The organism is Enterococcus sp. DIV1368b (assembly GCF_050529595.1).
Classification (GTDB): domain Bacteria; phylum Bacillota; class Bacilli; order Lactobacillales; family Enterococcaceae; genus Enterococcus_B; species Enterococcus_B mundtii.
Genome location: NZ_CP172883.1, coordinates 962,163 through 983,842, shown reverse-complemented (window position 1 = coordinate 983,842; position 21,680 = coordinate 962,163). Strand labels below are relative to the sequence as shown.

Here is a 21,680-nt window from a genome sequence, read left to right as displayed (position 1 = left end):
GTCTGGTTCTCCTTGGCTTAATTTGGTTGGATGATAAAGAGTGGTTGTCCGTATTCTACGACTTCTTCATTGTCGATCAAGATCGCAACGATCTCACCATCGACATCACTAGTTACTTCGTTCATCAATTTCATTGCTTCGATGATACAGATCACTTCGCCCTTAGCGACTTTGTCTCCTACTTTTTTGAATGCTGGCTTGTCAGGAGACGGTTGTAGATAAACGATTCCAACGATTGGTGATTTCACTTCAGTCCCATCAATTGTCGGCGCAACTGCTTCTGGTTGAACAGCATGGCTTTCTTCTTTTGGTAAAGCCGGTACAACTTGTTGAGGTTGTGGTTCAGAAGCACTCGTTGTTGGTACTGTTTGTCCCATTCCCCGACTCATTTCATTTTTATTCATATATAATTCAAATTGTCCGTCTTTCAAGTCAAATTCTGTTAAAGTTGACTGATCAAATTGACTGACTAATTCTTTGATTTCATTGATCTTCAACATTATTCCTCCCAGCGTTTCATACATAGTACAGCATTATGTCCACCAAATCCTAGTGAATTACTCATGGCATAAGACAGTTCAGCTGGTTTGCTTTCATTGATCACAACGTTCAGATCGATTTCAGGATCTTGTTTTTCAACATTGATGTTTGGTGGAATAAACTGATGCTCTAACGCCATCAAAGTGGCAAGCGCCTCAATCCCACCTGCAGCACCTAATAAGTGTCCAGTCATTGATTTCGTACTGCTGACATAGGTTTCTTTGAAAGAATCTCCTAAAGCAATTTGGATCGCTTTTGCTTCTGCTTGGTCGTTTGCTGGTGTACTTGTTCCGTGTGCGTTGATATAGCCCACTTCTTTTGCATCGATCCCGGCTTCTTCCATCGCCAATTTCATTGCTTTTGATGCACCAGAACCATCTGGTGTTGGAGCTGTCATATGGTAAGCATCACAATTTGAGCCGTAACCCACGACTTCACCATAAATTTTTGCGCCACGTGCTTGTGCATGTTCCAGTGATTCAAGGACTAATACTCCTGCCCCTTCTCCCATGACAAAACCATTACGGCCTTCATCAAATGGAATTGAACCACGTTCAGGGTCTGTTGATGTTGATAAAGCAGTCAGTGCCGCAAATCCGGCGATCCCCATTTCACAGATCGTTGCTTCTGTTCCACCTGCAAGGATGATATCGGAATAACCATGTTTGATGTTGCGGAATGCTTCACCAATGGCATTCGTTCCACTGGCACAAGCGGTCACGATCGACGTACAAATGCCTTTTGCACCTACACGCAACGCAATATTACCAGCTGCCATGTTAGCGATCGACATTGGAACGAACATTGGTGATACCCGATTTGCTCCTTTGTCGTGCATACGGATGACTTGACTTTCGATGGTTGGTAAACCACCGATCCCCGAGCCAACGATCACGCCAAAACGGTCTTGGTTGATCGCTTCTTTTTCGATCCCACTCATCGTCAATGCTTCCATTGCAGCATAAATGCCGTAGATTGAAAACATATCCATACGTTTGCTATCTTTTTTTACAAAGTATTTATCAAAAGGAAAGTCTTTTACTTCACCTGCTAAAGTGATCCCTGTATCTGTTGCATCAAATTTTGTGATCGGTGCAATGCCATTTGTCCCAGCTTTTAAACTAGCTAAAAAACTATCTGCATCGTTACCGATCGGTGAAGTGACTCCATAACCTGTAATTACTACTCGATTCATAAATTTTCCTCCCTATCCGTGCATGACCAATCCGCCGTCAACATTGATGACTTGACCTGTGATATACGAACTTTTCGCTAAGAACAATGCGGCTTCCGCAATATCTTCCACTTGGCCAAAACGTTGCATTGGAATTTGTTTTTCTGCTTGTTCTCTTACTTTTTCGGATAAAACATCTGTCATATCTGTAGTGACAAAACCTGGAGCAATCACATTACAGGTGATTCCTCGTGTGGCAACTTCTCTTGCCACAGATTTAGTAAAACCGACAACTCCTGCTTTACTTGCTGCATAATTGGCTTGACCCAAGTTACCGATCAATCCTGAAACACTTGAAAGATTGATGATCGCGCCTTCTCTTTTTTTCATCATTTTTTTCAACACATGCTGTGTCATGTTGAAAGTTCCTGTTAAATTGATATCCAAACATTTTTTGAAATCATCTGCATCCATGCGTAAGACAAGTTTATCATTCGTAACTCCTGCATTATTGACCAAGATATCGACAGAACCTAACTGCTGTTCTGCTTCTTTGATCATCTCTCCTGCTTTATCATAATCGGAGATATCACCTGAGATCCCTACGCATTCAACCCCATGCGCTTTGATCGCATTGATTTTTTCGGCTGGGATCTCTCCACGACCATTTAAGAAGATGTTTGCCCCTGCTTTGGCAAATGCTAAAGCGATTGCTTCACCAATTCCTCGTGTACTGCCTGTAATAAATACATTTTTTCCAGTTACGTCCATAACTTGCCTCCTATGACAATAGATTGATTGTTTCTTCAAATGTTTGTTGATTCTCAACGCGTACGACTGCTATCGATTTGTCGATTTTTTTCATAAAGCCGCTCAATACTTTACCAGGCCCGACTTCGACCACTTGGTCGATCCCTAAATCTTTAAGTTTTTCGATACTTTCGTAAAAACGAACGGGTTTCATCACTTGTTGTTCAAGTAAACTTGGGATTCTTTCTTTCATCATGATCTCTGTCGTGGTGTTGCTGATCACTGGTATCTCAGGTTCTGAAAAATCTATCTTGCTTAGTTCTTCTGCTAATTGTTTAGCAGCAGGTTCCAAGATTGCTGTGTGGAAAGGGCCGCTTACATTAAGGGGGATCATTCGTTTGATTCCTTGTTCTTGTAATAGTGCTACCGCTTGATCCACTGCTTTTTCTTCGCCTCCGATGACGATTTGCTGGGGTGTATTGTAATTTGCAGGGGAAACGATCCCCATTTCTTCCGCCTGCTTACAACAGCTCTCGATAACATCTACCGGTGCATTCATCACAGCTACCATTTTCCCACTACCGGTAGGTGCAGCGTCTGTCATAAACGTGCCTCTTTTTTCGACCAATGCGACTGCTTCACTAAAGGAGAGCGCACCACTGGCTACTAAAGCAGAATACTCACCTAAACTAAGCCCTAAAACGGCTTGAGGAGTGATCCCATGTTCTTTCAGCAAACGATAGAACGCAATGCTGACAGTCAAAATAGCCGGCTGCGTATAGATCGTTTGATCCAAACGTTCATTTGTTGAAAAACAAAGCTCCGCCATATCATAGCCCAAGATCTGACTAGCTTCATCAAAAGTCTGTTTCACGATGGGTTCATGGTAGAGGTCTTGACCCATTCCTTGGTATTGTGCACCTTGTCCGCTAAATAAAAATGCTGTTTTCATCATAGTCTCCAATTTATATTCAGGATAGATAGCTTTTTGTTTCATTTAAAAAAAGGCTAAGACATTCCTTTTTCGGAAAATGTCCCAGCCCCCAACCTAATCTTGATGATTATGCAGTTTGTTTTTCAACATAAGTGACTAAATCTTGAACTGTTTTGATGCCGTCTTCTGTTTCGATTTTCACATCAAATTCATCTTCGATTTCGTTGATGATTTGGAATAAATCCAAGCTATCTGCTTCAAGGTCTTCTTGGATGTTTGTCGTTAATTTGATTTCTTCTGCGTCTTTCCCTAATTCTTCCGCAATGATTTCTTGAATTTTTTCGAATACCATATGATAATTCCTCCGATATTGTTTCTTTATTTTATATTTTTTATTTTTATCAGTTTATAGTTCCATGAGGATACTTCCCCATGTCAATCCTCCACCATAACCTGTAAATACCACTTTTTGTTGTTGACCTAAGGTAATTTTTCCGCTTTCTATCGCTTCATCTAAAAGAATCGGGATGCTTGCTGCGGAAGTATTGCCATATTTATCCATGTTCGTTAGAAATTGCTCCTGGGGAATTTTTACTTTGCGAGCAATCTTTTCGATAATTCGTAAGTTTGCCTGATGCAAAAGCAGATAATCAACAGGTGTGTCTTGAATGAGTTCCTTGATGTTCATCGCAACGTCTCTTACAGCAAAGTCAAAAATATCCCGTCCAACCATTTTTAAATAGTAAGAACCTTCTGAATCTTTCGTGTATAAAGGCGATCGATTTGGTAGATAGCCAGAAGTAAGGGATTGCGCACGCGAACCATCTGCCGCTAGCGATTCTCTCACTAATTTTTGATTTGAGCCAGCTTCTAACAAAATCCCACCAGCACCATCACCAAACAAGACAGCGGTTGAACGATCCGTCCAATCGATCAGTTTAGATAATGTTTCGCCACCAATTACTAAACCTTTCATTGAGCCACAGCGAATCAGTTTCTCTGCAACACTCAAAGCATAAACAAACCCTGAACATGCGGCGCTGATATCAAATGCGATTGCTTTGGTTGCGCCGATCCTTCCTTGAACTAAAGTTGCTACAGAAGGCGATGTATAATCAGGCGACATCGTAGCAACGATAATAAAATCGAGTTCCTTTGGATCGAGTGTTTTTTTCTTTAGTAATTTTTCGGCAACGAGGTAACACAAATCGGAAGTCTCCTGCTCGGTCACACAATGTCTCTCTTTGATTCCTGTACGGGATGAAATCCATTCATCCGAAGTGTCCATCATTTTTGAGAGATCATCGTTTGTGATGATTTTTTCCGGTAAGAAACTTGCCGTTGCTGTGATCGTTCCAAATTGTTCCATTAAACTTCCTCACTTGTAATCTCGCAAGAAATCATGCAAGTTTTTCAATGCAGACAGCAAAGCTTGTTGTTCGTCGGTAGCCATACCATCCATAATGTTTTTGACCATTTCACGATGGAAATGCTGATGCACGCGGTAAAGTAACTTACCTTTTTTGGTCAACCCCAGCTTCACCACTCGTCGGTCGTCTTCACTACGGATACGCTCAACGTAGCCTTTCCTAACTAACTTGTTGATAGCAGTGGTCAAGGTCCCAACAGTAATCGACAGTTCTTTGGCTACTTCTGAAGTTGTCTTTTTCTTGTACATACCGATTGCCTCGATCGTATGCATCTCTGTAATCGACAGATCTTTGAATTGTGACTTTTTTAATTCGGATTCTTCGATCGTCAAAATATCATTGAAGACACTAACGAGATAATCATTTACTGTATTAAAATCAGGTTCCATGTTCCACCATCCACTAAAATTAGTTTGATTATCAAATCTTTTGATGTTCAAACTATATCTTAACTTTTTTCAAAATGCAACCTTTTAACTAGATTTTTTTGCATTATTAATTTTTTTTAATTTTAAACTTATGACAAAATGCTTTAATATCAACCTTTTAACCTCTAAAAATTAAAATAAAAGAACAAAAAAATATTTTGATTATCAAAGTATCTCTCTAATTTATTTATAAAATATAATCCCTTTTATTGTTCATTTTTTTAAATCTGTTATAATCTTTTTAGTTCAAATTCAATTAGGGGAGCGCTTATGCACTTAAAAGAGAAAGTAAAAAACCTACCTTTATTACCTGGTGTTTACTTGATGAAAAATAGCGATGGAAAAATCATTTATGTGGGTAAAGCTAAAAATTTAAAAAATCGCGTAAGTACGTACTTTCATCAAAATAAACAACACTCGAAAAAAGTCTTGCGCTTGGTTCGTTCGATTGCTGATTTTGAGATCGTTGTCGTTGATACTGAACTAGATGCCTTATTATTAGAGTGTCAATTGATCCAACACTATCGCCCTATCTACAATCGTCGGATGAATTATTTTGACAACTATAACTATTTACATATTCAATCCGATGGTCTTTTTCTCACGAATATTCCTACCGCAAGAACTTACGGACCTTTTCGCCTTTATAAAAAAATGCCTAGTATCCTTCGAATCATCGAAGAAAACTATCAAATGCCTTGGCTTTCTGAAATCAGTCATTTGGCGTTACAAGTCCAACTTCCTGAAATGAAGGCACTGAGCTTTGAACAAAAAAAGAAAGAGATCCAAGGTCTATTGCAAGGAAGAAACAAAAAATTGTTAGGCTATTTAAAAAAACGACAATTGCATTTTATTGAACAGCTTAATTTTGAGAAGGCAGCTATTCTACAACGGGATATCGAATTGATCACGTACTTTACTGGTCGGATACAAGAACAAAAAAAATTTTTACGAACACCGAGAATCACATTGAGCATGCCGTTAGCTAGCGATGAGACCAAGATCAAGCATTTCTTGGTTTCGTACGGTCAAGTGGCTGACACAACGATCACAGCCCCTGGACAAGCACCTCATTTCTATTATGAAAAAGACAATAGGTTGTCACTCAAGCGACAACTGTCTCAAGAAGAAATCGATCCTGTTCAAATCTTGATCAGCTACCAACGTAAACTAACAAAAGACGAACAGGAAACAAAAAAAGAGTCTGGAATCCAACCGATTGGTTGAATCCCAGGCTCTTTTAGCTAGCTCGAAATCTTATTGAATCAAATCATAGATCTCCATCGCAACGATATCGATATTGTCGAATTCGTATTGTTGATGTGTGTCTGTTTCAGTTAGTTCAAATGTTTCTGTCGCTTTATCATAAGTTACGGTGCATTTTTCTACGCCCTCTTTTTCAAAGCGACGAACTTGCAGCTCATTGTCTGCTGATTCGACCATAGCCTCCAGTCGTTTAATGATTGCGACTAATTGTGAATGTGCCATCGGAGGTCCTCCTTTTCTTAGTTCTGTTATATTGTATCAAAAGCATCGTCGACTTGCATTGATTTTCTCCAAAAAAACTAGTTTTTTAGGATTTTTTTTTCGGCTGTCTACCATCTTCCCACCAAAGCTTGATCAATGCTTGCGTTCCATCGTTCTCGAAACCCTTTTCTGCTAACTGTTCATATAGCTTTAGGGCTTCTTTGGTCGCTGGTAAGTCCAATCCTACTTTTTCTGCTTCGGCTAAAGCAATCTTCAAATCTTTGATAAAATGTTTGACAAAAAATCCTGGTGTATAATTCTCTTGTAAAATACGAGGTGCATAATTACTCAATGACCAATTTGCCGCACTACCGCCTGAAAGCGTCGCAATCACTTTTTCTAAGTCTAAGTCAGCTTTCTGTGCATAAACGAGCATCTCTGTCATGCCAGTCATTGTTCCGGCAATCATGATCTGGTTTGCCATTTTTGTGTGTTGTCCTTTTCCAGCTGAACCATGTAACGTAAATGTTGTTCCAAACTCACGAAATAGTGGTAATACTTGCTCGTAAACATTCTCTTTTCCACCCACCATGATCGTTAAGGTGCCATTTTTTGCACCTAGATCGCCTCCTGAGACAGGGGCATCCAAGGCTTCTGCTCCAAGCTCTTGTGCGCTTGTTGCAATTTTTTCAGCAAGTGTTGGCGTACTTGTCGTCAAATCTATGACTGTTTTCCCCTTTACGCCTGCTTGGAAAATGCCTTTCTCACCATAATAGATTTCTTCCACATCTTGAGGATAGCCAACCATTGTAAAGATGACTTGGCTCATCTCAGCTACTTCTTGTGGACTATCTGCCCATACTGCTCCTTCTTCCATAAGTGGCGCAGCTTTTGTTTTCGTACGATTATAAACAGTCAGTTCATGGCCAGCTTTTTGTAAATGACGAACAATCGCGCTTCCCATAACTCCTGTGCCGATAAAACCAATTTTCATCTTTTGCCCTCCTAAACGATAAAATCCTTGTTTCTATGCTAGTATACGCTAGAAACAAGGATTTTTTTAGGATTATTCACTGTTTTTTTATTTTTTGAAAGAATTTAATTTAATTTTAATCCGCTCAATGGATGCTTCTTCTTCTTTTTTACGCATCTCTTCTTTGTAATACACAAGCATATCTTCATAAAATTCGATCATTGATTGACCAAAATGAGTAGCAGAGATCTCGTAAAGTTTCTTTTCAAACACTTCTGGATTTTTTTCAACTTTGCTTTCAATATAATCAATAAGTGCAGGTGCAAAGTCTTCATCTCGTTCAAATGTTCGGCCAAGGGAAGCATGATCAAATAAACGATTCAAATAATCATTTCCTTCAACTACACATGGTGTACCAGCTGCCATTGCTTCTGTATACGTCAATCCTTGTGTTTCCGATGTCGAAGCACACACAAAATAATCAGCCGCCCGATAATAGAATGCGACGTCATTGTTATCGACTTCTCCAGTAAATTGAACCACATCAGCTAAATCCAGCGACGTGATCAGTTCTTTTAGTTGCTCAACATAAGGCCCATTTCCGACTATGATTAGTCGTGCATCTGGATAGTGTTTGATGACTTCTGGAAACCCTTGGATCAACGCTTGGATATTTTTTTCATAAGAGATTCGACTTAAAGATAAAATCATCAAGCCGTTTTCCTTTACTCCTAATGAGGTACGTAATTCATTGATTTGTTCTTGTGTGATTTCTGGACGTTTAAATTTTTCGATATCGATCCCTGTTGGTATCACTCGTAATGGGGCTGTCACCCCATAGCTTCGCAATGTCTCGATCACACGCTCACTTGGGCAAACCACACCTGTCGTATGGTTCACAAATAGACGAGATAAGTATTTGACATGGGATTGTCGAATCACTTTCCCTTTTGCAATATAATGCAGGTAATCTTCATACATCGTGTGATACGTATGAATCGATGGGATTTTTAATTTTTTTGCGACCATCTTGCCAAGAACCCCCGCTCCAAACTCAGTGTGAGTATGGATAAGATCTAACTCTAATTCTTTTGCCACTAAATAGGCGTACCACATTCCTCGTACCACTACTCGACGTTCTTTGAATGATACAAAAGGAACACTTGGCATACGAATCACATCTTTTTCTAACTTGTCTGCATTGGGATCTGTTGTCGTAAATATATATACGTCATGTCCCATTTTTTCGAGTTCTTCTTTTAATGTCTTGATCGATGTAGCTACACCACTTACCTGTGGAAAATAGGTATCGGTAAAAAAGCCGATTTTCATCTTTTTTCGCCTCCAAACTACCTTTATTTTGATTCTTGCATTTGTTCATCTGAAGAATCGGATGCCTTTAGCACTTGTTGATAAACGGATTGAAGTTGTTGACCAATTCTTTTGATACTTCGTTCTTCAGCCGTTTGATAGCCAGATTCAACTAAACTAGGTACTTCATGTTGAATGATTTTTTGAATGAGTTTTGAAAACTCTTCATTGTTTCGCCCCATATAACAATTTTTTTGGTCTTCAAGCCAGCCATCATAGACTGGAATATCACGTACTAACACATTTTGTTTACTTGCTAAAGCTTCCAGTACCACAATACCTTCCGTTTCTTCATAAGAAGGGAAAAAGAACAGATCTGCTCCTGAGTAAGCTCCTTCGATGATTTCTCCTCGAATATAGCCTGGAAAAATGACATTATCGGGATGATCTTCTTTCACGATTTTTCTGATATTACTTGGGATCGAGTACATCGGCACATGACCAAACCAGATGAATGTATATTCTGGTAATTGTTTGGCTATTTCAACAAAATCAATGATTCCTTTTCTTTCAAAGAACAGTCCTACACAAATAATCACTTTTTGATCAGGTGAAAGATTGAAGTACTCCCTGAATTTTTGTTCTTTGACAGGGTCTGGTTGGTATTTTTCCAAATCGATCCCATTGGAAATCGATTGAATAGGTAAATCGATGCCATAACTTTGTAACAATTTTTTTGAATATGGAGTTGGTGTAATCAAGTAATCTGCCTTTTCATACAACCCGACTAAATATTTTTTTACAAATGGTGCTAATTGATTCGAACCGATAAAGGAATTACGAAAATCCTCCTCCGTTGAATGCGCATGATAAATAATTTTTTTACCGTTTCTACGCGCTTTGTTGACCATGTTGTGACTATTGATACCATATGTATTGATGTGCAAAATATCATAGTCTTCTTTACTATCTAAAGTATAGGAGATCCCTACATCTTTAAGCGCACGCTTTTGGTGATCAAGTGCACGACCAATGCCGGACTTAGAAAGTATCTTCTCACTTTCAAAATATAATAATACCTTCATCTACGTTCCCCCTCACTCTTATATTATAACACAGCGTGAAAGCTGTCACTCAACCTTAAGTCCGATTTTTTCCCAACAAACTTGTAAGTTGGAACGGAATTTTATTTATTATTGCAAGAAGACAAAAAAACAGGCACAGCAAAATACTGTGCCTGTTCTGAAAATCAAGCTAGATATTCATTGACAAGTTCTACGACTTCTTCCATTGTATCGCACTCATTTAGGGCACGATCCGCTAGTTCCGCCATTTTGCTTGTATCTAAACGTTTCATCAAGCTACGTGTTTTTAAGATCGATGTTGCACTCATTGAGAACTCATCTAATCCCATACCTACTAGTAAAGGAACAGCCATTTGATCGCCGGCCATTTCTCCACACATACCAGCCCATTTACCTTCAGCATGTGCTGCATCAATGACGTTTTTGATCAAACGTAGAATTGATGGGTTGTATGGTTGGTACAAGTATGAAACACGTTCGTTCATACGGTCAGCTGCCATTGTGTATTGGATCAAGTCGTTTGTTCCTACTGAGAAGAAGTCTACTTCTTTAGCAAATTTATCCGCAATAACGGCTGCAGCTGGAATCTCGATCATGATCCCTACTTGGATCGAATCAGAGACTTCAATGCCTTCATTTACTAATTTTTGTTTTTCTTCTTCAAAGATTGCTTTTGCACCACGGAATTCTTTTAGTGTAGCAACCATTGGGAACATGATACGCAAGTTTCCATGTACAGAGGCACGTAATAACGCACGCATTTGCGTACGGAACATATCGTCCCCTTGTTCTGACAAGCTGATACGTAATGCACGGTATCCTAAGAAAGGATTCATTTCATGCGGCAATTGCAAGTATGGTAATTCTTTATCTCCACCGATATCCATTGTACGAACAACGACAGGTTTTCCTTCCATTCCTTCCAATACTGCTTTGTAAGCAACGTATTGGTCTTCTTCAGTAGGAAAATCTGGTGAATCCATATAAAGGAATTCAGTACGATAAAGTCCAACTGCTTCACCACCATTGTTGTGTACACCAACTAAATCTTTAGGTGTACCAATGTTGGCTGCTAATTCAAAGTGTTTGCCATCGGCAGTCACTGTCTCAGCATGTTTCAGTTTTTCCCATTCTGCTTTTTGTGCAGCATAATCTGCACCGATTTTTTCAAATTCGGCTTTTTGTTCTGCTGTTGGCTCAATGACTACATCGCCTTCGATCCCATTAACAGCTAACATTACGCCTTCTTTTACCTTCGCAGTGATTTCTTTTGTTCCAACGATTGCTGGAATTTCAAGAGAACGAGCCATGATTGCAGAATGCGATGTACGTCCACCGATATCTGTTACAAAAGCTTTTACGAAGTTACGATCTAATTGAGCAGTGTCACTTGGTGTCAAATCATGCGCCACGACAACAACTTCTTCATTGATCATTGAAGGGTTTGGTAAAGTCACACCTAGAAGATGTGCTAAAATACGTTTTGCAACGTCACGAATATCTGCTGCACGTTCTTGCATGTAAGCATTATCTTCCATTGCTTCGAACATACCGATATACATATCCGTTACTTCTTTAAGAGCTGATTCAGCATTTACACTGTTATCTTTGATGTTTTGTTTGATTTGACCTATCATTTCAGGATCTGAAAGAACCATTAAATGTGCGTCAAATACTTGCGCTTCTGCTTCACCTAAGCTTTGCGCTGCTTTTTCACGAATTTGTTGTAATTCTTCAGTTGATTTTGCTAAAGCATCATCTAAGCGAGCTTCTTCAGCTGAAGTATCCTCAACTGTCGTCTTACTGAATGATAAATCCGGTTGAACTAGCAGGTAAGCTTTTGCAACGGCTACTCCGTCACTAGCGGCGATCCCTTTTAGCATTTCAACCATTATTCAGATAAGCCTTCTTTCTTCATTGTTTCAACGATAGCTGCCATAGCGTCAGCTTCGTCAGCACCTTCAGCAGTGATAGTAACGTCAGAACCTTGACCTACACCTAAAGACATAACGCCCATGATAGATTTTAAGTTTACTGATTTACCTTTATACTCTAAGTTTACATCAGAGTTAAATTTGCTTGCTGTTTGTACTAATAGTGTAGCTGGACGTGCGTGGATCCCAGTTTCTGCTACTACGTGAAATTCTTTCTTTTCCATATTAATCGGTCTCCTTTAAGTGAGTGTTGTTTTTATGTGAGGGTTTTCTTTTTTAGCAATCCATGATAGAACTAATCAGATGAACCCTTTCATCTGTAAAGATTACCATTTTTTTTCCTTAGATACAACAGTTTTCATTTAAATTGAGAGAAAATCCAGTAAACTATTCTGTAGAACTGTTTCATGTGTAGTTACGATTATTCCTGTTTTAATAAATTCCATGTTTTTTTATATCTAATAAACCGTCTCGCCCCTCAGTGATTGTCGAGTGGTTGAACCATTCATGAGATTTTAGCTATATTCCCCTACAGATTCGACGACAACTTGAGACTCGTACCCAAATGTTTTGTCACATTGCCTGAACAAAAGAATCAATTGCTTGCGTCTATTCAAAAAATTAGTATAATAAAATTAAATGGTCAGTAATGGTCAACAAGGTATGACTTTTATAAGGTTTGTTAATCGAGTGTTATTCTTTTACCCAAAGATAGGCGCGATGTAAAATAGACTTAATGACCAATGTTTGAAAGGACGTGAATGTTTTATGCTTTGTCAAAACTGTGGAAAAAATGAAGCAACGATTCACTTGTATGCGACTGTCAATGGCCAACGTACACAACTTGACTATTGTCAGAGCTGTTACCAAAAAATCAAAAATCAGCAAAATGGAGGTCTAACAAGTATGGCCCAAAATGATCCATTTGGCTTTGGGAGTCTGGACGATCTGTTTCGTTCGATGTCTCGTCAAATGCAACAACAAGGAAATTATGAACAAACTCCCCCTACTCAATTTGGTGGGAACAACAACTTCAATGGTGGACAACCACCACAAGGCCCCGCTTCAGATGGTCTTTTAGGCGAATACGGTATCAATATCACAGAAGAAGCGCGCCAAGGTGAAATCGATCCAGTCATCGGTCGAGATGATGAAATCAAGCGCGTGATTGAAATCTTGAATCGCCGTACAAAGAACAACCCTGTATTGATCGGGGAACCAGGTGTCGGTAAAACGGCTGTGGTTGAAGGACTCGCTCAAAAAATCGTTGATGGCGATGTTCCACAAAAATTACTAGATAAAGAAGTAATTCGTTTAGATGTTGTTTCACTTGTCCAAGGAACAGGAATCAGAGGACAATTTGAAGAACGGATGCAAAAACTGATTGAAGAAATCAGACAAGCAGAAAATGTCATTTTATTTATAGATGAAGTTCATGAAATCGTTGGGGCTGGTTCAGCTGGTGATGGTAACATGGATGCCGGAAATATATTAAAACCCGCGTTAGCTCGTGGCGAATTACAAATGGTTGGGGCAACAACATTGAATGAATACCGAATCATTGAAAAAGATGCTGCGTTAGAGCGCCGGATGCAACCTGTTCGTGTCGATGAACCTTCTGTAGATGAAACAATCAGTATTTTACAAGGATTGCAAAAGCGCTATGAAGACTACCATCACGTCAAATATACAGATGCTGCGATCGAAGCTGCGGCTAGATTGTCCAATCGTTATATCCAAGATCGCTTTTTACCGGATAAAGCCATTGATTTACTGGATGAAACAGGATCTAAGAAAAACTTGACGATCCAAATCGTTGATCCAAAAATGATCGAAAAGAAATTAGAAGAAGCGGAAGAACAAAAGTTGTTGGCTTCTAAAGAAGAAGATTTCGAAAAAGCAGCTTATTATCGCGATCAAATCAATAAATTGAAAAAAATGCAAGAACGTCAACTTTCAGAAGAAGAAATCCCAGTGATCTCTGAGAAAGACATGGAAAAAATCGTTGAACAACGGACAGGCATCCCTGTTGGTGAATTAAAAGAAAAAGAACAAACCCAATTGAAAAACTTAGCAGACGACTTGAAAAAACATGTGATTGGGCAAGATAATGCGGTTGATCGGGTAGCCAAAGCCATTCGTCGTAATCGAGTTGGTTTAAGTAAGAAAAACCGTCCAATTGGTTCTTTCTTATTTGTTGGTCCTACTGGTGTTGGTAAGACAGAATTAGCGAAGCAACTAGCCTACGAATTATTTGGATCTGAAGAGTCAATGATTCGTTTCGATATGTCAGAATACATGGAAAAACACAGTGTCGCAAAATTGATTGGTTCTCCTCCAGGCTATGTCGGCTATGAAGAAGCTGGTCAATTGACTGAAAAAGTACGTAGAAATCCGTATAGTTTGGTTTTGCTTGATGAAGTAGAAAAAGCACATCCAGATGTCTTACACATGTTCCTACAAATCTTAGATGATGGACGTTTAACCGATGCGCAAGGTCGTACAGTCAGCTTCAAAGATACAATCATCATCATGACAAGTAATGCAGGAACTGGAAAAGTAGAAGCCAATGTTGGCTTTGGTGCTGCTCGTGAAGGTGTGACTCGTTCTGTCTTGAATCAATTGAATAACTATTTCACACCAGAATTCTTGAATCGTTTTGATGGAATCATCGAGTTCAGTGCTTTATCAAAAGAAAACTTGATGACGATCGTTACTCTCATGCTTGATGATGTCAACCAATTGTTGGCGGCTCAACAATTACATGTGGACGTTCCTACGAATGTCAAAGAAAAGCTGGTTGATCTTGGTTACGATCCAGCAATGGGTGCCCGACCATTACGTCGGACGATCCAAGAACAAATTGAAGACGGCATTGCCGAATTCTATCTTGATCATCCAACGATCTCAGATCTTAAAGCAAAATTAGATAAAGACGACAAAATCGTCATTACGTCTAAACCTGAACGTTTAGTCAAAGAAGCAAACAACGAATCGACAGAGTAATTCCATATTGGAATGGTAGTAAAAATCGAGCGGAGAGTTTGCCACTCTCCGCTTTTGTTTTTATTTTTGGAAAAGAAAGTAACGATTTTTTCTCTTCCATTCAAATTTAAGAAGACAAAATGCTGTTCATTTTACTAAAAAAAAATTATAATTAATGTAAGTTATTTCTTAAATACATAAGAGAGGTGAGCGCCATGAAACTAGTTAATGTAACAAACAGCCATTCACGATTAGTTTTGAATCAGTTGGAAAATACAGATGCACATATGGTCAAGGTGTATACCGCAGGAAATACAACCGTTATTTATACAGAAGCTCCTGAGCACAACGAAATCGTTCTGATGAATGAAAATCGCAATATCCAACCAAAGGAAATTGAAGAAATCCAACACTACTTCTTAAAAAAAATCCATGACGCTGAGTACCATCCTGAAGACATCCAAGTGATCGAGTTACCGGGATTAGTAGAAATCTCTATTCCAAAAAGAAATTTAGATGCACCAATTGCTATGTAGATATAAAAACTAAATCATGAATCAAAAGGGTTTTGTCGACGGCACTTGGCATTCCCTTTTTTTCTTTTTCCTATTTCCAACTTCCCTCCCCTTTACAGGTCGATCCGCTTGGATGATCGAGCGGATTTCTTTGACGATCCGTTCATTTTTTTCCCAGTTCTCAATATCCAACATTTGACATACTCGACGCATTTTTGCTTTTTTTCTTTCAATACGCTGTTTTTTTTCGATTTCTGTTTCCATTTGTTCCCTACTTTCTTTGCTTATTTTATATATATATACGCAAAAATATTCTAATCTATTTTTTTATTTGATTATAATTGATTTTTTCAAAATAACCAAAAAAACGTTAAAATCCAAAACAAACACACGACAATTCACTGAAAACATGAATCGCCGTGTGTTTGTTTTTTTTATATGCTAAATGAATATTTTTAAGCTTTATGTTAAAAATAAAGCAACTGACGAGTAACGAGAATCACTGATTACATCAAACTTTTTAATTTTACGTTTGGATACTTGTCAGCAAACCAACGCTCTGCAAACTGGTTCTCAAATAAGAATAGCGGTTGATCAAAGCGATCTCTCGCTAAGATATTACGACTCGAACTCATTTTCTCATCCAGATCTTCTGGCTCGATCCAACGAGCAATCTTGTTACCCATTGGCGACATGATCACTTCTGCATTGTACTCATTCAACATCCGATATTGGAAAACTTCAAATTGCAATTGTCCAACAGCCCCGATGATGTATTCTTCAGTCACATAGGTTTTATATAATTGGATGGCACCTTCTTGTACCAATTGATTGATTCCTTTGTGGAATGATTTTTGTTTCATCACATTTTTAGCCGTTACTTTCATGAAAAGCTCAGGCGTAAATGAAGGTAATTCTTCATAAGCTACTTTTAGTTTTCCTTCATATAATGTGTCGCCGATTTGATAATTTCCGGTATCATATACACCAATGATATCTCCTGCTACAGCATTTTCAACGTTTTCTCTGGCATCTGCCATAAACTGCGTGACATTACTCAATTTCAATTTTTTGTTCGTCCGTTCCAATGAAACGTCCATTCCACGTTCAAAAGTCCCTGAGCAAATCCGTACAAATGCAATACGATCTCGGTGAGCTGGATTCATATTGGCTTGGATCTTAAAGACGAAACCAGAAAACTCTTGTTCATAAGGGCTGACTACTTGATCTTCACGGGTTTTGTGTCCGTAAGGAGATGGCGCCAAATCAACGAATGTTTCTAAAAACGTCTGAACACCGAAATTAGTCAAAGCTGAACCAAAAAATACTGGCGTCTGCTCTCCTCGTGCAATTTTTTCTTCATTAAAGGAATCCCCGGCTTCTTTTAACAGCTCTACTTCTTCTAATACTTGCTCGTACAATGAATTATTTCTTAGGGGATGATTTTCTGGCAAGTGGCCCTCTTCATCTAATTGAGCTAAGCGTTCATCTTGATAATTCTCAGGACGATAGAATTCTACTCGGTTATGATGGATATCGTATAATCCTTCCAATCCTTTACCCATACCAATTGGCCAATTCATTGGGCAAGATTCGATATCTAATAACTCTTCTAATTCTTCTAATAGATCAAGCGGTTCTCGACCATCTCGGTCCAACTTATTGATGAAAGTGAAAATAGGGATACCTCTTCTTTTAACTACTTGGAAAAGTTTTTTGGTTTGTGCCTCGATCCCTTTTGCACTATCTATGACCATGACTGCACTATCGACAGCCATCAACGTACGATACGTATCTTCTGAGAAATCTTCATGCCCAGGTGTGTCTAGAATATTGACTCTTTTACCGTGATAATCAAATTGCATCACGGAACTAGTAACAGAAATCCCACGTTGTTTTTCGATTTCCATCCAGTCAGATTTTGCAAAATTACCTGTTTTCTTCCCTTTGACCGTTCCTGCTTGGCGAATCGCACCACCGAATAAAAGCAGTTGTTCGGTGATCGTTGTTTTCCCCGCATCCGGATGGGAAATGATCGCAAATGTGCGTCGATTGTCCACTTGCTGTTTTAATTCTGGATTGTTCATAAATTTACTCCATTCTTCATTTGTCTATTGCTTCATAAAAGAGAACCCCTTCGACTATTCGATAGTTCCTCTATCCTTTTCTTCAACTCAAATAGTATAGCATGGATCTTCAATTTGAAAAAGTAAGCGAAACAGTTTTACTTTTTCTTTTCATTCGATATCTCCAAAAAAAGAACAGATACATCACTTCATACAGCAAGTGATATATCCGCTCTTTGTTTCGTTAAAAGATCATCGAAGGTGCTTTATCTTCGCGGTTCGTCATCTTCAAAATCTTTTTTGAAATAGCGACGTTCTTCTTCAGGTTCAGCTTCTATTTCTTCTGGATCATGGAAGATCACACGAATTTTAAGTACTCTTGAACCTTCCATTTCTTCAGAAATCAAGGTAATATTTTCAACATCAAATGAAAGTTTTTCTCCTTCATCGGGAATCATACCTAAAGCTGTGATCAAATAGCCGGCCATCGTATCCACATCACTCATGTGAAGATTACTTTCAAACGCCTCATTAAATTCATCGATCAACATGCGACCTTGGATGATATACTCATAGTCACCGACTTGTTCGTAGAGATTTTCTACTTCGTCTGACTCATCATCGATTTCTCCAACGATTTCTTCAAGTAAGTCTTCTAATGTCGCTAAACCTACGACTCCCCCATATTCGTCTAACAGGATCGCCATTTGATTTTGTGTTTTTTTCATTTCATATAATAGATCATCAATAAAAATCGTTTCTGGAACAAAAAGTGGTTCCTGAATGATTTTTTTGATTTCTAAGTGTTCAAACCCAAATTTATGGGCAGCTTTTAATAAATTTTTCGTATGAAGAATTCCAACAACTTTATCTTTGTCTTCATTATAAACAGGAATTCTTGAGTAATTCTCCGATAGTACTTCGTTGACATTTTCTTCAATGGAGTCATTAATGTCGATCATAAAAGCATCTGTTCGAGGAACCATTACTTCCCTTGCAACTTTTGTGTCTAAGGAAAAGACACCTTGAAGCATTTCCAACTCTTCGTTGTTCAATACCCCTTCGTTTTCAAGCATATACCGCATTTCGTCGCGGGTCATCTTTGAATCTTCATCATCAAAAGTCATTGGTGTTATCCGTGCCAACAAGCTGGTAGATGCAGACAATAGCCACACGAAAGGTTTCGCTACGACACCAATCATTCGGATCATACCTGAGGTAAAATTCGCTACCTCTTCTGATTTATTCAAAGCGATCCTTTTCGGGTATAATTCTCCAAAAACAATCGAAACATAGGTCAAAATAGCCAGTACGATAATATTTGCAATACTTCTTGCTGCGGCACCGCCACCTAATAGTGGGGCTAATCTTACGGATAAAGTATTAGCTAAAGATGCACCAGATAAAATATTGACCAAAGTGATTCCTACTTGGATAGTTGATAGGAAGTTATTTGGGTTCTGCAATATTTTTAAAAGCTTTTTAGATTTAACATCTCCTTCTTCCGCTTTTTGTTCGATCCGATTTTTATTGATCGATACAACTGCAATTTCGGAAGCTGCTAAAAAAGCATTGATCAATGTCAAAATGATCAATAATAAAATTTGCGCTAACAGCGACTGACTCTCAGGGTCAGCATTCATAATCGCATTCTCTCCTTATTCATTTATATTTTTATTTTTTTAAAGAAAAAAACGTGGCTAAAGGTAGCCACGTTAAAATGGTATCATAAAGCGATTTTCTTTGCAATAAAAATAGCCATTCGATCATTAAGATTCAAGAGTCGTCGCTATTTTTTTCTTGTTCTCGTTTTGTTTATCTTCTTTTACGATCTTGACAACATAAGAAATGATTGTTTTACAGATCGCATAAAAAGGTACACCCAGAAAAATCCCAAGTAATCCGGCAATGTTTCCTGCAACAAGTAGAACGATAATGATCGTTAGTGGATGGATCTTCAATGATTTACCAATGACATTCGGATAAATGATATTTCCGTCTAGTTGCTGAACGATCAAAACGACCACACAACACAGCAATGCTTTGAATGGATCATTGAATACTGTCACTAAAAAGGCAGGAGCTAAACCTAAATATGGGCCTAAATAAGGAATGAGGTTGGTCAAACCAGCAATTACTCCGAAAAGGAAGGCGTAATCTACGCCTAATGCAAAATAACCTAGAAAGGTGAATGTACCAACGAATAAGCATTCAATTGCTTGGCCACTAATATAATTAGCTAACGTTTTATTCAACTGTCCTAACAATTCAACGATTTGCTCTCTTCGTTTTTCTGGGAAGAAACGTTTGATGTTTGGTACAAGTTTTTCGCCATCTTTCAACATGTAAAACAAGATGAACGGCGCGGTAATAATAACGATGGTCGCTGAAGCAATCGTTCCAACGATCGAACCTAAGCTATTAGACAAGCCACTCAGAAATTGTTGGATGATCGTGCCATATGAAATATCCAATTGCTCAAAATATTTATTGATATCGACATCTTTGAATACGGACCATTGCGCAACTTCTGCTAACCAAGTCTCTACTTGGCGAATAAAGTTCGGCGTATTCGAGGCCAAAGAAGAAATTTGTTGGACTAAACTTGGGATGACACTTAACAAGATCCAGACCAGAGCGGCTACTAACAATAACAGTACGATTGCTACTGCCCAGATCCGTTTTATTTTTGTTTTCATCAATAATCCAACGATTGGATTCAAAATATAATACAAAAAACCAGCAATCAAAACTGGTGCAAATAATGTGGAGAAGAATGTCCCGATTGGTTGGAAGACAAAGCTGATTTTCGAGGAGACTAAGATCAATGTTGCTAAAATCAACAATTCGAATGACCAGAACATCAACTTTGATTGTTTTAACTTATCGAACAAATAATTCACTTCTTTCCTTTTTTATGATAGTATATAACATTCTTTTGAAAAAATCTGTTATTTTTGATTTTATTTTATGCACTTTCCATTCCGATCACTTTACAGTATACTACTGAAAAGAAAGGTGGCTGTTTGATGAAAGTAGTTCATACAAAAGATACGATGAGTCCGATCTATCTCGATGCTGTACGTATCAGAAACCAAGTCTTCGTTGTCGAGCAAGGTGTTCCCTTTGAGAGAGAAATCGATCAGGATGAGGCACATTGTATCCATTTCGTCCTTTATACAGATGCACAGGAGGCGCAAGGTACTGTTCGTTTACTGCCACTCGAAAATGGCCAGATAAAAGTCCAACGTATGGCGATCCTTGCTGAATACCGTCAACAAGGTTTGGGGCAAGTCTTGCTAAGAGAAGCAGAGGCTTTTGCTAAAAACCAAGGCTTTGATACGATAAAATTAGGCGCTCAACTGACCGCTATTCCTTTTTACGAGAAGCTTGATTATCAAGCCTACGGTGAAGTCTTCGAAGATGCGGGCATCCAACATCTCAACATGAAAAAAAACTTGTGAAGCATCCAAGTAAAAACAGTAAGCAAGATGAAGATTCCTTCACTTACTTACTGTTTTCGTTTACTTTTGCGACAATTGCTTGTAACGGTCATACCAAATATCAATATAGCCTTCTGAGAATGGGCCATCTCCATTATTGATCCAGTCAACCAAAATCTTCACGTTCTCTTTTAAAATGAAGTCAATATCACTTGGATAATTCATCATTTGACTATGCATTTCATATTCATCGACATCTAACAAGCGCTTCTCGCCATCAGGAAAAACCTTGATATCTAAGTCATAATCAATATATTTTAATGCTTCATCATCTAATAAAAAAGGTGAAGCCAGATTACAATAATAGGAAACCCCCTTTTCTCTGATCATTGCTATTACATTGAACCAGTATTTTTTGTGAAAGTATACAATCGCTGGTTCTCGCGTCACCCAACGTCGTCCATCAGACTCTGTTACAAGAGTATGATCATTGACACCGATCATTGAATGTTCGCTTGTTTTCAATACCATGGTATCGCGCCACGTTCGATGCAATTTGCCGTCGTGTTTATAACTTTGGATCGTTACAAACTCTCCTTCTTTTGGAACTCCCATCGCAATCCTTCCTTAGCAACATTTTGTGCT

22 protein-coding genes are annotated in these 21,680 nt (G+C 38.5%); 4 read left to right on the top strand and 18 right to left on the bottom strand.

The features are described from left to right. Positions 1 to 17: 17 nt before the first annotated feature. The 7 genes from accB to fabT all read right to left on the bottom strand — a co-directional run bounded on the left by accB (position 18) and on the right by fabT (position 5,217). Entirely contained in the window at positions 18 to 497 is a 480-nt protein-coding gene (gene accB, locus IGJ19_RS04625) for an acetyl-CoA carboxylase biotin carboxyl carrier protein (RefSeq protein WP_308726886.1), read from the bottom strand. A gap of 2 nt (positions 498 to 499) precedes the next feature. Beyond that, positions 500 to 1,735 (bottom strand): beta-ketoacyl-ACP synthase II, encoded by a 1,236-nt coding sequence (gene fabF / locus IGJ19_RS04620; RefSeq protein ID WP_108144141.1) that lies wholly within the window; start codon positions 1,733 to 1,735, stop codon positions 500 to 502. Positions 1,736 to 1,747: 12 nt separating this feature from the next. Further along, complete coding sequence (gene fabG / locus IGJ19_RS04615) at positions 1,748 to 2,485, bottom strand: 3-oxoacyl-[acyl-carrier-protein] reductase (protein ID WP_010735875.1); 738 nt, start codon at positions 2,483 to 2,485, stop codon at positions 1,748 to 1,750. 10 nt (positions 2,486 to 2,495) lie between these two features. Further along, positions 2,496 to 3,416: an ACP S-malonyltransferase gene (gene fabD, locus IGJ19_RS04610; protein WP_142432973.1), complete on the bottom strand. Its 921-nt coding sequence runs from the start codon at positions 3,414 to 3,416 to the stop codon at positions 2,496 to 2,498. A 109-nt stretch (positions 3,417 to 3,525) separates the two neighbouring features. Next, positions 3,526 to 3,750 (bottom strand): acyl carrier protein, encoded by a 225-nt coding sequence (locus IGJ19_RS04605; RefSeq protein ID WP_034688440.1) that lies wholly within the window; start codon positions 3,748 to 3,750, stop codon positions 3,526 to 3,528. A gap of 54 nt (positions 3,751 to 3,804) precedes the next feature. After that, on the bottom strand, positions 3,805 to 4,767 hold the full coding sequence (locus IGJ19_RS04600; protein ID WP_272018245.1) for a beta-ketoacyl-ACP synthase III: 963 nt from the start codon (positions 4,765 to 4,767) through the stop codon (positions 3,805 to 3,807). A gap of 9 nt (positions 4,768 to 4,776) precedes the next feature. Continuing rightward, positions 4,777 to 5,217 carry a fatty acid biosynthesis transcriptional regulator FabT gene (gene fabT, locus IGJ19_RS04595; RefSeq protein ID WP_010735879.1) on the bottom strand — a complete coding sequence of 147 codons (441 nt, stop codon included), beginning with the start codon at positions 5,215 to 5,217 and terminating at the stop codon, positions 4,777 to 4,779. 309 nt (positions 5,218 to 5,526) lie between these two features. Between fabT and IGJ19_RS04590 the strand changes: the two genes are divergently transcribed. Next, the gene (locus tag IGJ19_RS04590) at positions 5,527 to 6,483 is read left to right on the top strand and encodes a GIY-YIG nuclease family protein (protein ID WP_071865996.1); all 957 of its coding nucleotides are present in this window, start codon (positions 5,527 to 5,529) and stop codon (positions 6,481 to 6,483) included. A gap of 30 nt (positions 6,484 to 6,513) precedes the next feature. Here the strand turns inward: IGJ19_RS04590 and IGJ19_RS04585 are convergent, their stop codons facing one another. From IGJ19_RS04585 to IGJ19_RS04560, 6 genes are all read right to left on the bottom strand, one after another. Further along, positions 6,514 to 6,744, bottom strand: coding sequence for a YkuJ family protein (locus IGJ19_RS04585; protein ID WP_010735881.1), 231 nt, complete (start codon positions 6,742 to 6,744; stop codon positions 6,514 to 6,516). Between the two features lie 85 nt (positions 6,745 to 6,829). Beyond that, the gene (locus IGJ19_RS04580) at positions 6,830 to 7,717 is read right to left on the bottom strand and encodes an NAD(P)-dependent oxidoreductase (RefSeq protein WP_142432971.1); all 888 of its coding nucleotides are present in this window, start codon (positions 7,715 to 7,717) and stop codon (positions 6,830 to 6,832) included. Positions 7,718 to 7,804: 87 nt separating this feature from the next. Continuing rightward, the gene (locus IGJ19_RS04575) at positions 7,805 to 9,028 is read right to left on the bottom strand and encodes a glycosyltransferase family 4 protein (RefSeq protein WP_071865994.1); all 1,224 of its coding nucleotides are present in this window, start codon (positions 9,026 to 9,028) and stop codon (positions 7,805 to 7,807) included. A gap of 23 nt (positions 9,029 to 9,051) precedes the next feature. Beyond that, positions 9,052 to 10,092 (bottom strand): glycosyltransferase family 4 protein, encoded by a 1,041-nt coding sequence (locus tag IGJ19_RS04570; RefSeq protein ID WP_071865993.1) that lies wholly within the window; start codon positions 10,090 to 10,092, stop codon positions 9,052 to 9,054. 164 nt (positions 10,093 to 10,256) lie between these two features. After that, positions 10,257 to 11,984: a phosphoenolpyruvate--protein phosphotransferase gene (gene ptsP, locus IGJ19_RS04565; RefSeq protein WP_019723966.1), complete on the bottom strand. Its 1,728-nt coding sequence runs from the start codon at positions 11,982 to 11,984 to the stop codon at positions 10,257 to 10,259. Beyond that, positions 11,984 to 12,250, bottom strand: a complete 267-nt coding sequence (locus IGJ19_RS04560) for a phosphocarrier protein HPr (RefSeq protein WP_002287602.1) — start codon at positions 12,248 to 12,250, stop codon at positions 11,984 to 11,986. The genes ptsP and IGJ19_RS04560 overlap by 1 nt, the downstream gene beginning before the upstream one ends. A 544-nt stretch (positions 12,251 to 12,794) precedes the next feature. Between IGJ19_RS04560 and IGJ19_RS04555 the strand changes: the two genes are divergently transcribed. Together IGJ19_RS04555 and IGJ19_RS04550 are read left to right on the top strand one after the other, a co-directional pair. After that, positions 12,795 to 15,032: an ATP-dependent Clp protease ATP-binding subunit gene (locus tag IGJ19_RS04555; protein ID WP_071865992.1), complete on the top strand. Its 2,238-nt coding sequence runs from the start codon at positions 12,795 to 12,797 to the stop codon at positions 15,030 to 15,032. A 194-nt stretch (positions 15,033 to 15,226) separates the two neighbouring features. Beyond that, positions 15,227 to 15,547: a DUF1827 family protein gene (locus IGJ19_RS04550; RefSeq protein WP_071865991.1), complete on the top strand. Its 321-nt coding sequence runs from the start codon at positions 15,227 to 15,229 to the stop codon at positions 15,545 to 15,547. A gap of 21 nt (positions 15,548 to 15,568) precedes the next feature. Here the strand turns inward: IGJ19_RS04550 and IGJ19_RS04545 are convergent, their stop codons facing one another. The 4 genes from IGJ19_RS04545 to IGJ19_RS04530 all read right to left on the bottom strand — a co-directional run bounded on the left by IGJ19_RS04545 (position 15,569) and on the right by IGJ19_RS04530 (position 20,486). After that, a complete protein-coding gene (locus IGJ19_RS04545) occupies positions 15,569 to 15,790 on the bottom strand; it encodes a flagellar motor switch protein (RefSeq protein ID WP_071865990.1) in 222 nt (73 codons plus the stop codon). A 242-nt stretch (positions 15,791 to 16,032) separates the two neighbouring features. After that, positions 16,033 to 17,613 (bottom strand): peptide chain release factor 3, encoded by a 1,581-nt coding sequence (locus tag IGJ19_RS04540; RefSeq protein WP_071865989.1) that lies wholly within the window; start codon positions 17,611 to 17,613, stop codon positions 16,033 to 16,035. A 245-nt stretch (positions 17,614 to 17,858) separates the two neighbouring features. After that, positions 17,859 to 19,235, bottom strand: coding sequence for a hemolysin family protein (locus tag IGJ19_RS04535; RefSeq protein ID WP_071865988.1), 1,377 nt, complete (start codon positions 19,233 to 19,235; stop codon positions 17,859 to 17,861). A gap of 126 nt (positions 19,236 to 19,361) precedes the next feature. Further along, positions 19,362 to 20,486, bottom strand: coding sequence for an AI-2E family transporter (locus IGJ19_RS04530; protein ID WP_071865987.1), 1,125 nt, complete (start codon positions 20,484 to 20,486; stop codon positions 19,362 to 19,364). A 135-nt stretch (positions 20,487 to 20,621) separates the two neighbouring features. Here IGJ19_RS04530 and IGJ19_RS04525 point away from each other — a divergent pair, with 135 nt between their 5' ends. Next, entirely contained in the window at positions 20,622 to 21,056 is a 435-nt protein-coding gene (locus IGJ19_RS04525) for a GNAT family N-acetyltransferase (RefSeq protein ID WP_019722746.1), read from the top strand. A 60-nt stretch (positions 21,057 to 21,116) separates the two neighbouring features. Here the strand turns inward: IGJ19_RS04525 and ntdP are convergent, their stop codons facing one another. Beyond that, a complete protein-coding gene (gene ntdP, locus IGJ19_RS04520) occupies positions 21,117 to 21,650 on the bottom strand; it encodes a nucleoside tri-diphosphate phosphatase (RefSeq protein WP_010735893.1) in 534 nt (177 codons plus the stop codon). Positions 21,651 to 21,680: the final 30 nt, after the last annotated feature.